The sequence below is a fragment of the Chitinophaga sp. SYP-B3965 genome, assembly GCF_009647655.1.
Taxonomy (GTDB): Bacteria; Bacteroidota; Bacteroidia; order Chitinophagales; family Chitinophagaceae; genus Chitinophaga.
Window position 1 is genome coordinate 883,826 of record NZ_WJFD01000001.1, and the last position, 15,118, is coordinate 898,943.

Sequence of the window (15,118 nt, forward strand, 5' to 3'; positions counted from 1 at the left end):
AAAATGCGTTTTAATTAGTTTGATTTCAATGCGGTGACCACCTGCAACCTGGACATGCGCCACGCAGGATATACGCCGGATAACAGGCCAAAGAACAAACAGGCACCAAGGGTAGCCAGCAGTACTTTGTAGTTGATCGCTAAGACGGCATCAGGTATCAGCTGACTGTTGTTGAACAGCCAGAGTACAATAACAGATAATGCCACACCAATAATCCCGCCCAGCAAAGTGAGGATCAGGTTCTCTACAATGAACTGAATGGCCAGTGTGCCGGAGGATGCGCCAAAAGCTTTTCTGACAGCTATTTCAGAAGACCGTTCCATGATGCGGCTGCTATTGATATTAACGAGGTTGATAGTAGGCAGCAACATGAACAGGAACAATACCAGGCCAACGATCAGCAAGAATTTAGTAACGCCTGTACTGGATTCATCACCCAGGAACACACGCGTAAACCCTGCAAGGTAAGTGTCCGCAAACCCGGTGATCTTGTTATAACCCATGGTAGAATCCAGTGGGATCCTTTTGATCATCTGCTGATATTCCTGCTGCATGGCAGGCAGATCGTCTTTAGAACGGGCCAGCAGGATACCCATGAATTTCCCCTGAAACCCTGTGCTCTTAATGTTATCTTTTGACAGCGTATAGGGCAGGTAGATATCTGCGTATGAATAGATCATGGTGACCGGCACATTATTTACCACACCTATTACACGGTATTGTTCATTGTCTGTTTCCAGGAATTTACCCACTACGGAAGGCACATCGCCAAAGTATTGTTTTTTTGTTTCTTCAGAGATCACCGTTACCTTCTCTGCATTATTGATCTGCTGCGGTGTATAAGGTTTTCCTTCCAGGAATTTGTATTCTTCCACTGCCCAGTAAGCAGCATTGGTATGTTTGATGTTGATGACGAGTTTCTTATTATTGATATAGGTATTGGTGGGCATAAACATACTGAAGATGGCCACTTTCTCCGGCGTTTTCATGCTGCCCACATAATGGTCCATGTAGTAGAAGCTGGTGGGGCCCGTTTGCCTGGAACTCTTAGTGGTATGTTCCAGCCGCAGCATATTCACATAGAGGGAACGATCTCTTTTGGTTTCAGGTGCTGCGGCACTGAACAGGAAGTCCATAAAGGCGGTGAGCACAATGATGATGGTGAGCGTTATACTGATGCCGAAGAGACTGATGAAAGTAAAGAACTTCCTTCTTTTCAGCACCGCAATGGCTATTTTGAAATAGTTTGTTAGCATAAGGGGAGATGTTAAATATTATTGAACCTGTGTGCCGTCAAAAAGCCTTACCAAACGGTGTGTTTTCTTCGCCATGTTTTCATCGTGTGTAACCATGATGATGGTAGTGCCTTCTGTTTTATTCAGATGGATGAGGATGTCCATCACTTCATTACCCATGGCACTATCCAGGTTACCGGTAGGTTCATCTGCGAGGATGATCTCCGGGCGGCCTACAATGGCACGCGCAATAGCCACCCTTTGTTTTTGTCCGCCGGAAAGCTGTGAGGGAAAGTGTTTGCTGCGATGGCCCAGGCCTACTTTCTCCAATGCGGTCAATGCCAGGTCTTTCCTTTCCTTCGCAGTGGTTTTGCGGTAGAGCAGGGGCAGTTCCACATTGTCCAGTACCCGCAGGTCGTTGATCAGGTGGTAACTTTGAAAGATGAATCCTATCTTTTTATTCCTGAACTGCGCCAGTTGTTTATCAGACAACTGTTGTGTGGTACTGTCTGATATGCTGATCTCCCCGCGGGTAGGTTCATCCAGCAGGCCCATGATGTTGAGCAGCGTACTTTTACCACAGCCGGAAGGGCCCATAATAGAGAGGAATTCCCCTTTGGCAATATCCAGGCTGATGCGGTTCAGCGCCTGTGTTTCCACCGTGTCTGTACGGTAAACTTTTTCAATATTCTGTAAGCGGATCATAATGCGTTTTTTTAATTATAATTGATCTTTTCGTTCTTTTCAAAATCGTATAGGGATAAATAGCGCAGCTCATAATAGGCGCCCCAGAAATCGCGCAGCGCCACTACGTAATCCCTTTTAGCCTGGTCCTTTTCCTGGAAGGCAATGCTGAGGTCTGTGATGCTCAGGTTGCCCAATACATAGCGGGTCTGGGCTATCTGGTATTTTTCAGAGGCTATGCTATCCGCATGTGCGCTCAGGGCTACCTGGTCTTTCATCATATCAAAGAGGGTCACCTGTGTAGTAACGGCCTGGGCGAAACTTTGTTTATCCTGTTCCACCGCATATTCCGTGAATTTGAGGTTGGCCTCTGCAGTTTTGGTCCTGGACTTTGATCTTCCCCAGTCTAAGATAGGGATCGCAAATTCCAATGCCACCAGTTGCTGGTTCTGTGGGGCCGTATATACTTTAGGGATGGTGTTGGCCCTGTTGGCAAAACCCAGGTTAGCGGTTAATGTAGCATTCAACCCATTATCCCCTTTCGCCTGTGCCACATCCCTTCTGGCTTCTATTACTTTCCGGATGAAAGCAATGGCGTTGGCATTATTCACATAAGCCTCCGCCAGTACTTTCTCTGCTGTTACTTCCATCGCTATGGCGGCAGGAGGAAGTTCCAGTTCTATTTTTCCTTTTTCCTGCAAGCCAATGTAGGAGCGGAGGTTGAGCATGGCTATTTCCATATCCCTTCTCGCTTTACCCACTGCTTTCTGCGATTTGAGGTGTTCCAGTTGTAATTGGAGGATCTCGTTCTTGGATATCTTACCCAGGTCAAATTTCTCATCTGCTACGCGCTGGATCTGTTGAGTGTTCTTCAGATTGGTTTCCGCGATCTGGAAGTTCACCTGTGCCAGCAGCAGGTCAAAGAAGTACCCGCTCACGGTAACGGCTATCTGCTCCATGGCTGCAATATAGTTCTGTTTGCTTTCTGAGAACTTGAGCGGCTCTATGCGTTTATCCCACTTCAGTTTATTGAATTGGAACAAAGGCTGTGCGTACCCGATGGTATAAGGGATGGCATTGTACAAAGTATTCTTCCTGTCAAAATCATCAAAGCGCTGCAACTCTGTGGCCCCGTAGATCTTACCACCGGTAGGGGTGATGCTCTGGCTGAAAGCGAGGTTCAAGGAAGAGTTGTTATTGTGCACCGGCTGAAATTCTACGGTTCCGTTGGGTTGCTGTACCTGGTTGAAGGTTTTCTGATACCCCGGTAAAGTACCGTTTAAGGCCAGTTGTGGCTGGTAATTGGATTTGTAGGTACGCCATTCCCAATAACGGGTTTCTTTTACTGTAACGGCCTGTTTGGAGGCAATAGAGCTGGCTTTGGCCATACTCACTGCCTGTGCTAAACTGAGCCGGAGGGTATCCTGGCTATGAGCGGTGAAGGGGAGCAGAAATACTGGTACAAGTATAAGCGCTATCGTCAATGACTTCATGAGATCCAGGCAATGCCATAGTGTAATCAATGCCTTCATGAAATGAGTGCAGCATCCTAATATATATCGTAAAGCTGTCGGGGTCATGTTCATTAGTTATTGATCGTTATTTCCTTTGCGTGTTTATATTCACTCATATCTGATGTGATCACCACATCTCCCGCTTTTACATTGTCCTTCAATTGCACATATTCGAAATTGCTCATGCCTATCTGTACTTTCCTCCGTTCTGCTTTACCATCCTGTATAATAAAGATATCCTGGCTTTCCAGTCCGCTGAAGGCAGGCCCGTTGGCTACGCGCATCACATTACTGCCGGTGGCGGTAACAAGGAACACTTCCACTTTCAGGTTGGGCCGCAGGAGTTTGTTATTTCTTTCATTCAGCTGGATATCAAACGTAGCAATGCCATTTTCCACAGCGGGGTATATATTGGTAACAGTACCCCGTACTTCTGTATCATTGATCAGGATGATGGCAGGCATGCCGTTGCGCAGGTGACTGAGTTGTGCATCTGAAATACTGCCGGTCACCTTAAAGCTTCCGAGGTCTGCTATCCTGGCCAATGCTTCTCCCTCCCGGATGGTAGCGCCGATGTTCTTGTTCACCCAGGTCACCACACCGCCGCGTGTGCTCTGAATACTGGCCAGTTGCACCTTGCGCATCAGTTCTTTCAGTTCGTTCTGCTGGATGGCTGCGGCTATCTGTGATTCCCTGATCTCTACTTCCATGGTTTGCTGTTTACTTCTGATCTCATTTTCCAGTTGTTCTTTTTCCAGCTGTGCCACTTTCAGGTTCAGTTCTGCTTTCTCTACATCTTCCCTTGTGCCGCCACCTGCTTTGAAGAGGCGTTTGCTATTTTCCACATCTGCAGTAAGACTATTGATGCGCAGTTGTTTGATATTGTTATTTGATTTGAGATCGAAGTAACTTTTATCCAGTTCCAGTTTTAGTTTGCGGATATCGTTCTGTTTGGATTCCAGCTGGAACTTTCCTTTTTCATATTCCACCTGGATGGACGTTTTATCCAGCTTAAGAATGGATTGCCCTGCAGCGACCTTGCTGCCGGCATCGAGGATGATCTCCTGGATAGAAGCACTCACGGGGCTGGTGATCACTTCTTCAAATTCCGGCCTGATCTCCCCGGAGGCATTGATGGTGTTCTCTATGTTGCCTATCTCTATGACAGCGGTAGTAATAGCGGAACGTTTAAGGGAGGTGGAAAAAGCGCGGCGAAACAGGAAAAGCGCTATGGCAAGCGCTATGATGCACCCCAGCGCTATCAGCAGGAATTGCTTTTTCTTTTTTTGTTTTACTTCTGTTTCTATGACTTTGTCCATGTGCATTCTTGTTTCAAGAGGAATGCCAAACATAGTGGGCAGGTTATCAGTGAGTTAGTGGAGAGTGGCCATAAAAAGTTGTTCGATATCGAACAACTTTTCCGATAACGGAACTATGCAAACGTTTTACAAAATCCAATTAATTCCCTATTTTGATGCCTTATCAATCCCTAAAATTCCACCGTCTTATCATGAAAACAGTCTTTTTATTTATCTCTATTTTATTTTCCACCAGTATCGTTTATGCGCAGGGCTTCCTGAAAACTTCCGGCACGAAGATCGTGAACGGCAAAGGGGAGAACGTTTTGCTGCGGGGTTTTGGCCTTGGCGGCTGGATGCTCCAGGAAGGGTATATGCTCCGGGTGTTCAGAGAAGCACAGCAACACAAGATCCGTGCAAGAGCGGAGCTTTTGATCGGCCCTGAAAAAACACAGGAGTTCTATGATGCCTGGTTAAAGAACCATACTACAAGGGCAGACATTGATGCCATGAAAGCCTGGGGCTTCAACTCTGTCCGCCTGCCTATGCACTTCAATCTGTACACCCTGCCGGTGGATCAGGAACCGGTAGCCGGCCAGAACACCTGGCTGGAAAAAGGTTTTGCTATTACGGACAGTTTGCTGGCCTGGTGCAAAGCCAACCAGATGTACCTGATCCTGGACCTGCATGCCGCACCGGGTGGTCAGGGGAATGACCTCAACATCTCAGACCGCGATGGCACAAAACCTTCCCTCTGGGAAAGTGAAGCACATCAAAAGAAGACCATCGCCCTTTGGCGCAAACTCGCAGAACGTTATAAAGATGAACCATGGATAGGCGCGTATGATCTGATCAATGAACCTAACTGGGGTTTTGGCGATCTGCAGAATGACAAAAATGGTTTAAAGGAGAAAGAGAACATCCCCTTAAAGAACCTGATGGTAGCTATCACTAAAGCCATCCGTGAAGTAGATCAGCAGCATATCATTATCATTGAAGGAAATGGCTGGGGTAATAATTATAACGGCATCCTGCCACCATGGGATAAGAACATGGTACTGAGCTTCCATAAATACTGGAACTATAATAACGACGCCTCCATTGCACATATTCTGAAATTCCGCGAACAATACCAGGTGCCTGTATGGCTGGGTGAAACCGGAGAGAATTCCAATGTTTGGTTCACAGAAGCCATTCGTTTACTGGAGAAGAATAATATTGGATGGGCATGGTGGCCATTAAAGAAACTAGGTTCCAACAATCCGCTGGAAGTGCCGGTGAACGCAGATTACCAGGCAGTGGTGGATTACTGGAATGATCCTAAGAAAGAAAAACCGGATGCTGATAAAGCTTATCGTGGTTTAATGGAACTGGCCAACAGTACCCGCTTTGATAAGAATATCTATCATAAGGATGTGGTGGATGCCATGATCCGCCAGCCCTTCAGCAGGGAAACCCAACCGTTTGCGAAGAACCTGATCGTAGATAAAGCGGTGATCACAGCCGTGAACTATGACCTGGGTATTAACGGGGAAGCGTATTATGATATGGATACCGCTAATTACCGGGTATCTGATCCCAAAAAGAACACAGGAGGCAACAAAGGCAGGGGCTACCGGAATGACGGTGTGGATATTGGTAAGGACGATAGTTATTATGTTTCAGACATAGAGGCGGGAGAGTGGTTGCAATATACGATCGAAGTAGCGCAGAAAGGCACGTATAAATTGCAGTTGCTGGTATCATCAGAACATGCAAACGGGAAAATAGCCATCTTATTAGATGGCAAGAGCGCGGCAAATGAACTCGCTGTTCCGGCAGGGAAATGGCAAACTATTGATAGTGACGGTATTACTCTGAGTAAGGGAAAACATAAACTGCGTGTACTGGCAGGTTCGGGCGGTTTTAATTTGAAAGAGATCCGGTTCTCTAAATAAAAGGAGGTTTGTTCTTTAAATAACAAAAGCGATTCGGTTCTTTAAAAAACAGAAACCTCAACCGCCTAAAGGAGGTTTGTTCTTTAAATAACAAAAGAGATACGGTTCTCTAAATAAGAGAAACCTCACCGCCTAAAGGAGGTTTGTTTCTTTAAATAACAAAAGCGATTCGGTTATTTAAAAAATAGAAACCTCAACCGCCTGAAAGAGGTTCGGTTCTTTAAATAACAAAAGCCTCACCGCTTTTAAAAATAAACATCCCCCCGCTCGCCCGGTAAATTTTTACCGGGCGAGCGGTTTTTTATTAAACTTCCTTTATTCTTAACATTGTTGTAATATTATATGATTTCCTTTGCAGTATAATGGACAACAGCCGTATAAATGAAGACAAGTTCAACCGTCTATTCCAGTCTACCAAAGACCGGCTGCATCATTTCGTCTGGAAACTGGTGCGTAACGAAACAGATACCCAGGACATCATCCAGAACTGTTACCTGCGCCTCTGGCAGAACATAGCCAAAGTACACGAGCAGGAAGATATCTCTCCTTTATTATTCACCTATGCCCGCAACCTGGTGGTAGACCACTGGCGAAAAACTGCAGGCCGTCAGGCCCCCCTTACCACGGAAGAAGACACCCTGGAAGCCCCGGAGCAGGACCACCTGGAATATAAGGAGTGCCTGCAGCAATTACATTCAGGCATCGCCCAGCTGCCCGCCAAAAGGAAACATATCTTCAAACTGGTAAAGGAACAAGGACTTTCCCATAAAACAGTGGCCGAACAACTCGGCATTTCCCCCGCTACCGTGGAAAAACAGATCGTACTCTCCCTGCGTTTCCTCAAGAAAGAATTAGGCCGTTAGTGTTACCTAATTGTTAAGCCCGTTTTTCTTTTACCGGTATGCATCACTTTGTACGTGATATAAGTGATGGACATACTTTTACTCGAGAAGTTTATTAAAAACGAATGCACAGCAGCAGAAGCTGAACAGGTAAAAGCCTGGCTGGCGGAGCACCCGGATGCTGTGGAAGAATACATGGCCCGCGCCTGGAAGGAAGAGATCTCACATCCTATGCCGGCGGCTATGGAACAGGCCATCCTGGCAAAGATCCCTCTGCGCCGGACCCGCCGCATCACCACCTGGCTGTCTGCCGCCGCTGCGGTATTGATCCTTGTTACAGGCAGCTGGTTCTTTTTATCTCAGCGCACAGCATCCTCATCCATGGTCACGCTTACTGCAGGCAAGTTCATCCTGCCGGATAAGAGTGCCATCTGGTTAAAGGAAAATTCCCGCCTGCAATATGACAGCCTTGCCTTTGGTAAAGAAGACCGCGCCGTTACTTTACTGGAAGGAGAAGCTTTCTTTGATGTACAGCAGGACGCGTCCCATCCTTTCCTCGTAAATAGTAAAGGGGTGGAAACAAAAGTATTGGGTACATCCTTTAGTGTAAAAATGCAGCAGAAGGTAACCATCACAGTGGCCACCGGTAAAGTAGGCATCCGTTACCAGGGAGATGAGCTGGGCGCGCTTACACCGGGTAAACAAATGCTGGTAGCAGAGAATGGAACGGTGGAAAGGAAGGATCAGCCGGAATGGCTGGCCGGTATCTGGAAAGAAACCTCCCTGCAATTAACAGATGCACCATATGAAGACCTGGGCTTAGTGCTGGAACAGTTCTATGGCATTCGCCTGGAAACAGCCAGCAGCAAGGTACGCAGGCAACGATACAATATTCAGCTGAAAAGAGAAACACCGGCAGAAGAAGTGATACATGTATTAGGCTTACTGAACGGGATCACGTACGAAAAGAAAGATGCAATTACTTATATGATCAAATAAAAAGAACGCCCACAGGAAGCGGACGTTCTCTAAAAAGTTCATGGGGCAGGATTCCGGCCTGCTAACCATGGATGTGTACATAGTGTTTTACTACTTAAACTGATTCAAATTTATGAAAAAAAATCTACCTGAACGGTTATGTTCAAGGTTAGGCAGGTTATTGTTCTTTATCGTCCTGCTTTCAGGCTTTACAATCCCGGCTTTAGCACAAAGCCGCCTGCAAACCAAAGTTACGATCACGTTTGATGCGCAGCCTTTAAGTAAGTCTCTCCAGCAATTACAGCAGCAGTCGAAGGTATCTTTTGCCTTTACACAGGCAGATGTAGCGCCCTTCCGCAATGCTGCTGCCAAATTCACGAATGCACCTTTGCAGGAGGTGTTACGTGCGTTATTTAAAAACACTACGCTTACTTTTTCTGAAAGTAAGGAATACATTATTATTTCACCGGCTGCTCCTTCCGCTGCAACATCTGCACAGCAAAGGACCATCACCGGTACAGTGAAAGATGCCGGAACAGGAGAAAACCTACCGGGTGTGACCATTATGGTAAAACATACCAGCCGTGGTATCAGCACGGATGAGAAAGGTATTTTTTCTATTAATGCAGATGCGCAGGATACACTGATCGTAGCTTATATGGGTTACGAAAGGGAGGAGATCGCTGTGGGTTTGAATAGTGCTTTGCGTATTTCGCTCAAACAAAATGCCGGTTCACTCAATGAAGTAGTAGTACTGGGGTTTGGACAGAAACAGGCGAAGATCGCGCAAACGGGGGCTATTGCTTCCATTACTACTAAAGATATCAAACAAAGCCCTGTAGCCAACATCGCCAATGCGCTGGTAGGAAGGCTGCCTGGCCTGATCGCTGTGCAGCGTTCCGGTGAGCCGGGTGTGGATGTGCCGGAGTTATATATCCGCGGGATGGCTACTTCCAACACTACCTCGCCGCTGATCACTATAGATGGTGTGCAGAAAGAGAATAGCGCTATTTCCCTGCTGGACCCAAATGAAGTGGAAAGCATCACCATCCTCAAGGATGCTTCTGCTACTGCACTGTATGGTGTGAAGGGAGCAAACGGGGTGATCATCATCAAAACACGCAGGGGAGAGGCGGGTAAACCGCGTATCAGTACTGGTGTGCAAACGTCTATTCAAACACCTACACGCCTGCCGGAATACCTGGATAGTTATAATTACGCTAAACTGGCTAACGAAGCGTATAAGAATGATAATCCTGCTGGTACCCTCCCTCCTTATTCAGCTGAGGCTATCGAAGCTTACCGCACTGGCTCTGATCCTTACAAATATCCGAATGTGGACTGGCTGAATGAAATGCTGAAACCTTCTGCCATGACCCGTGCGGACATGAGTGTGAATGGTGGTTCACCGATGGTGAAGTATTTTGTGAATGTTGGTTACACACAGCAGAATGGTTTGTACAAGGCGGAGAAGAATGACCAGTATGATCCTAATCAGAAATACAAACGTTATAATTTCCGCTCAAATGTGGATATTGATTTCGATAAGGACTTTTCCATTGGCTTAAGCCTCTTTGGTTCTATTGAAAACAAGACCGGCCCCAATGAGAAAACGGACGCCATCTTCACTTACCTGGAGAAAACGCCGCCAAATGCTTATCCTATCAAATACCCAAATGGGTTATATGGTGGTAGCACACGCGGCAATCCCTTTGCATTGGTGAACACCTCTGGTTATACACAGAGCTTTAACTCTTCCCTTTCGGGGATGCTTACCGCTACGCGAAAATTTGATGCTATCACTAAAGGGCTTTATGTAAAAGGAAACTATTCCTTTGATGGTTATTTCAAGAATAATTTAACACGTAGCAAACAGGTAAGAACGGGCCAATACACAGGCAGTGGTGATTACATGGACCCTAACAGCTATATCTATAATGGTACGGATGTACCATTAGGTGCTCCTTCTTCTTCTTATGATCAGATTCGCAGCACCTGGCTGGACCTTAGTGTGAACTATGAACGCAGCTTCGGACCGCATACTGTAACGGGGCTTTTACTGGCCAACCGCCAACAGCGCGTACTGGGTGGACAGATCCCTTTTGTATCACAAGGTATTGTATCACGACTCACCTATAACTACAAGAACAGGTACTTCGCAGAACTGAATGCCGGTTACAACGGTACGGATAACTTTTCAGAAGATCAGCGGTATGGTTTTTTCCCTGCTGTGTCTGCGGGTTGGGTGATCTCTGACGAGAAATTCCTGAAGAATAATCCGGTGATTGATTTCCTGAAACTCCGTGCTTCTTACGGTTTAACTGGTAATGATCAGCTGGAAGTGAGAGATCAGAATGGAAACATTGTTACTACACGCCGCTGGTTATTCATTTCAGAATATGCTGCAGGTACAGGATATTCTTTTGGTGATCCTTTAACAGGCATTGGTGGTAAAGTGGAAGGTGCTATGGCCAACCTGGATGTTACCTGGGAGAAAGCACGCAAGCTCAATATCGGTGTAGAAGCAAAATTCTGGGGAGACCTGTTATATATACAGGCAGACTTCTTCCGGGAAAGGCGTAACGATATCCTTGTTATACGTGGTACTGTGCCTGGCATGATAGGCGTACCGGCAGCCAATCTGCCTCCTGCAAACTTGGGAGAAGTAGTGAACCGAGGTTTTGAATTGGAACTAACGCACCGCAGCAAGATCAGGAATGTAAATTACTTCGTGCGGGCTAACGGTTCTTTTGCGCGTAATAAAATACTGTCTATGGATGAGGTAAGTTATCCGTATGATTACCTCCGCAGAACTGGTCAGTCCCTGAGGCAGTTGTATGGTTATACTGCCATTGGTTTTTTCCAGAGCAAAGAAGAAATACAGAACAGTCCCAAACAATTCGGTAATCTCATTCCAGGAGATATCCGCTACAAAGACCTGAATGGAGATGGTGTGATAGATGCCAATGATAAAGGTCCCATTGGCAGAACAACGGTACCGGAATTCCTGTACGGTGTTTCTCTTGGCGTGAACTGGAAGAATTTTGACCTCAGCGTACTCTTCCAGGGAGCAGGTAATTACAATGTATTATTCAGCCATGAAGCTGCCTGGGAATTTTACAACGGCGCTTCTGTAATGGTGCAGCACCTTGGCAGATGGACGCCGGAAACAGCCGCTACTGCTACTTACCCGGTATTACACAATGGCCTGAACAATAACAACCACCAGGAAGGTGCTTCTTTCTACATGAAAGATGCCAGCTATATCCGCTTCAAGAATGCAGAGATCGGCTACACATTCCATAATGTACGCCTCAGCAAGCAAAAGGGACTGGATGGTTTACGTTTATTCGCCAACGGTATCAACCTCTATACCTGGGATAAAATGGGTGATGGAAGTTTTGATCCGGAAGCACCCAGTGGAAAAGGGTTCTTCTATCCACAATTACGTGTATTAAACGTTGGTTTCAATGCCACTTTTTAAGATGATCAAATTGAGCAACATGACAAACAAACGATATTTCAGCAGCCTGCTGGCCATCTGCCTCCTCATTGCCGCATCTGCCTGTACAAAGATCAATGATTACCTGGATAAGGCAGAGTCCGGCGGTGTAACGGAAGAGGCACTATTTGCTGACTACGTGCAGGTAGAAGGTTACCTGGCCAATATGTATGCCACCACCATTGGCGCGGGCGACTGGATGCCACAGACCACTTTTACTTATGCGGCAGCATCTGATGATGCCAAATGCCCTTATAATTTCGCATACGGTACTGTCAATTTCAACAATGGTACTGTATCACCTACCAATAATCCGATAGATACCTGGAACGGTACTTATCAGAACATCCGCAAGGCTAATACCTTCCTGAAGTATATTGATGATGTGCCGGCAAAAACGGCTATCCAGATAGACGGAAAACCCCGTATGAAAGGAGAAGGCTTTTTTATGCGTGCATGGTGTTATGCAGAACTGATGAAACGTTATGGCGGTGTGCCTTTAATAGACAGGGTGCTCACCATTGATGAGAACCTGAACATTCCCCGCAACACGGTAAAAGAAGTAGTGGATTTCATTGCAAAAGATATTGACAGTGCAATGGTTTACCTGCCATTATCCTACCCGGTAGTGAACGCAGGCCGCATCACTAAAGGAGCAGCTATGATGTTGAAAGCAAGAGTGTATCTCTATGCTGCCAGCCCCCTGCACAACCCCGCCGGCAACCGCGATCTCTGGAAGAGAGCGGCGGATGCCCACAAAGCGGTGATGGACCTGAAGGTATACTCACTGCAGCCTGAGTATAAAACAGTATTGCATGTACGCAATTCCCCGGAGATCATGATGCAATCCACGATCAACCAGGTATGGCAGGTAGTGGCGCAGGATTGGGTACGTCATACGGAGCCACCAAGTCAGGGTGGCGGATGGGGCAATTTACAGCCCTCTCAGAACCTGGTAGATGAATTCGAAATGGCAAACGGTAAAATGATCACGGAGGCTGGATCTGGTTATGATCCCAATAATCCCTATGTGGGCCGCGATCCCCGTTTTGATAAATCTATCATTTACAACGGCCGCAAATGGGGGCTGCCTACCGGCGCTGTGATCAACACCTATATGGGTGCAGGTATAGACGCGCTGGGCTCTACCAATACTGCTTCAACACAAACCGGTTATTATGACGGTAAACTGCTGGATGAAAATGCCACGCTGATCACTTCCTACCGCCCGGGTAACCACTACTGGGTATTTATGCGTTACGCGGAAACCTTGCTTAATTATGCGGAAGCCCTGAACGAATCTTCTGATGCTCCGCCACAGGAAGTGTATGATGTATTGAACCAGGTACGCAGCCGGGATAGCGTAAAAATGCCACCTGTACCTACGGGCCTTGGCAAAGACGATATGCGTCTTCGCATCCGTCACGAACGCAGGATTGAATTATGCATGGAGCCGCACCGGTTCTGGGATGTAAGGAGATGGCGCATTGGAACGGAAGTGTTCAAAGACATTTATGGCATGCGGATCACTAAACCTACCAGCACTACTTTCAAGTATGAAAAATTCCTGGTGGAATCGCGCACCTACAAACCTGCTTTTGACCTGTTCCCTATACCGCAGAGTGAGATGGAACGTAACAAAGCATTGATACAAAATCCGGGTTACTAAAAAGACAACACATGAAAAAGCTCCTATACTTAACAATATTCCTGGCGGCTTGTAATGAGAAGGAACTCATTAAACAGCCAGACCAATACACAAGGATCTATATGCCACAGGCAACGGAGTATCCTGCTGCCCGCCCGCTTATTATGGCGGATACTTTGCAGACCATTATAATGGGTGCAGCATATGGTGGGGTAGATGATCAGCCTTACCAGATCAATGTTCATTTTACCGTGAACAATGCATTGGTGGATACCTTCAATAAAAAGAACAACACGGCCTATCTCCCTATGCCTGCCGGCAGTTACCAGATAGATGTGATGGATGCGGTGATCAATCCAAAAGCTTTCAGCAGCAACGCGCTAAAGATCAAAGTGAAAACGGTAGGTGGTTTGAATTCCAAAACAAACTACCTGCTGCCGGTAACGCTTGAAACTGCTACACCTTCCTTAAAAGTGAATGAACAATTGCGCACGTCTTATTTCCTGATCCGGGCAGATTATGCGGAGTATGTACGCACCAAATGGAAAGCAGTGAGCGTGTCTTCTTTCGAATCACCCAATTCAGGAGACAAAGCATGGGATGGTACTATCCCGGCTTCCTGGCATACGCAATGGAAGGCGGCGCAACCTAAACATCCGCATACCATGGTAGTGGATATGGATACTACCGTGATGCTGCATGGTTTTTACACCCTGCCTTCCCAGGTAGCTACAGGTAATCCGCAGAACCTCCGTGTGGAGCTGAGCACGGATGGCACTACCTGGACGGATGCAACGGATTTCACCTTTGTAAATACGTATGATAAGCAATATGCCTACCTGCCTGCGCCAAAAATGGTAAGGTATTATAAGATCACTGTTTTGGCCAGCTTTGGCGCCACGCACTTTACGCATATTGCGGAGTGGGGAGCATTCTAACGGCTTCTAACGGCTTCTAACGGATAAGGGGGTTGGTATGCAACCCCCTTATTAAAATCCCGGATAAATTGCTATTTTGGGTAGCAAATAGTTAATGCATGGAAACACCAAACTTATTCGACCTCCAGATAGATGGAGAATCTTCCGGTTTTTTAAAAGAGATCAGCCGCTGGGCTAAATTCCTTTCTGTTCTGGGATTTGTGATGTGTGGCTTGTTTTTGCTGATCGGCCTTGCAATGATGGTAGGCGCTTCTAATCCTTTAGTGGATGCCAGTATGCAGGGAATGAGGTATAATGTTGTTTTTATTGGAGTGTTCTATCTTGTTTGCGGAGGCATCTCTATCATTCCTTACGTCTACCTTTTTCAGTTTGCTGTTAAAATGAAAAGGGCGCTGGGTTCAGGAGAGCAGGAGGCGTTGAACAATTCTTTCTCCAACTTAAAATCATGCTTCAAATTCGTGGGAGTGATGACGATCATCTCGATGGTCTTCTTTGTGCTGGCTATTATTGCCATGAACTTCATACCACTTACATAATAAAAA

The 15,118-nt window shown here is 46.4% G+C and carries 11 protein-coding genes; 7 read left to right on the forward strand and 4 right to left on the reverse strand.

The window, feature by feature from the left end; genetic code table 11:
* Positions 1-14 precede the first annotated feature (14 nt).
* From GFS24_RS03490 to GFS24_RS03505, 4 genes are read right to left on the reverse strand one after another with little or no spacing between them, the layout of a single operon-like run.
* Complete coding sequence (locus tag GFS24_RS03490) at positions 15-1,256, reverse strand: ABC transporter permease (protein ID WP_153658181.1); 1,242 nt, start codon at positions 1,254-1,256, stop codon at positions 15-17.
* A gap of 18 nt (positions 1,257-1,274) precedes the next feature.
* Positions 1,275-1,940 (reverse strand): ABC transporter ATP-binding protein, encoded by a 666-nt coding sequence (locus tag GFS24_RS03495; protein ID WP_153658182.1) that lies wholly within the window; start codon positions 1,938-1,940, stop codon positions 1,275-1,277.
* Positions 1,941-1,951: 11 nt separating this feature from the next.
* Positions 1,952-3,451, reverse strand: coding sequence for a TolC family protein (locus GFS24_RS03500; RefSeq protein ID WP_253906391.1), 1,500 nt, complete (start codon positions 3,449-3,451; stop codon positions 1,952-1,954).
* Between the two features lie 53 nt (positions 3,452-3,504).
* On the reverse strand, positions 3,505-4,752 hold the full coding sequence (locus GFS24_RS03505) for an efflux RND transporter periplasmic adaptor subunit (protein WP_153658183.1): 1,248 nt from the start codon (positions 4,750-4,752) through the stop codon (positions 3,505-3,507).
* A 191-nt stretch (positions 4,753-4,943) separates the two neighbouring features.
* Between GFS24_RS03505 and GFS24_RS03510 the strand changes: the two genes are divergently transcribed.
* From GFS24_RS03510 to GFS24_RS03540, 7 genes are all read left to right on the forward strand, one after another.
* Positions 4,944-6,668, forward strand: a complete 1,725-nt coding sequence (locus GFS24_RS03510; protein WP_153658184.1) for a cellulase family glycosylhydrolase — start codon at positions 4,944-4,946, stop codon at positions 6,666-6,668.
* A gap of 362 nt (positions 6,669-7,030) precedes the next feature.
* A complete protein-coding gene (locus GFS24_RS03515) occupies positions 7,031-7,531 on the forward strand; it encodes an RNA polymerase sigma factor (RefSeq protein ID WP_153658185.1) in 501 nt (166 codons plus the stop codon).
* A gap of 66 nt (positions 7,532-7,597) precedes the next feature.
* A complete protein-coding gene (locus GFS24_RS03520) occupies positions 7,598-8,509 on the forward strand; it encodes a FecR family protein (protein WP_153658186.1) in 912 nt (303 codons plus the stop codon).
* Positions 8,510-8,621: 112 nt separating this feature from the next.
* Positions 8,622-11,972, forward strand: coding sequence for a TonB-dependent receptor (locus GFS24_RS03525; protein WP_153658187.1), 3,351 nt, complete (start codon positions 8,622-8,624; stop codon positions 11,970-11,972).
* 19 nt (positions 11,973-11,991) lie between these two features.
* Positions 11,992-13,659, forward strand: coding sequence for a RagB/SusD family nutrient uptake outer membrane protein (locus GFS24_RS03530; protein WP_173002956.1), 1,668 nt, complete (start codon positions 11,992-11,994; stop codon positions 13,657-13,659).
* Positions 13,660-13,670: 11 nt separating this feature from the next.
* The gene (locus GFS24_RS03535) at positions 13,671-14,576 is read left to right on the forward strand and encodes a BT_3987 domain-containing protein (RefSeq protein WP_153658189.1); all 906 of its coding nucleotides are present in this window, start codon (positions 13,671-13,673) and stop codon (positions 14,574-14,576) included.
* Between the two features lie 98 nt (positions 14,577-14,674).
* Positions 14,675-15,112 (forward strand): DUF5362 family protein, encoded by a 438-nt coding sequence (locus tag GFS24_RS03540; RefSeq protein ID WP_153658190.1) that lies wholly within the window; start codon positions 14,675-14,677, stop codon positions 15,110-15,112.
* Positions 15,113-15,118 lie beyond the last annotated feature (6 nt).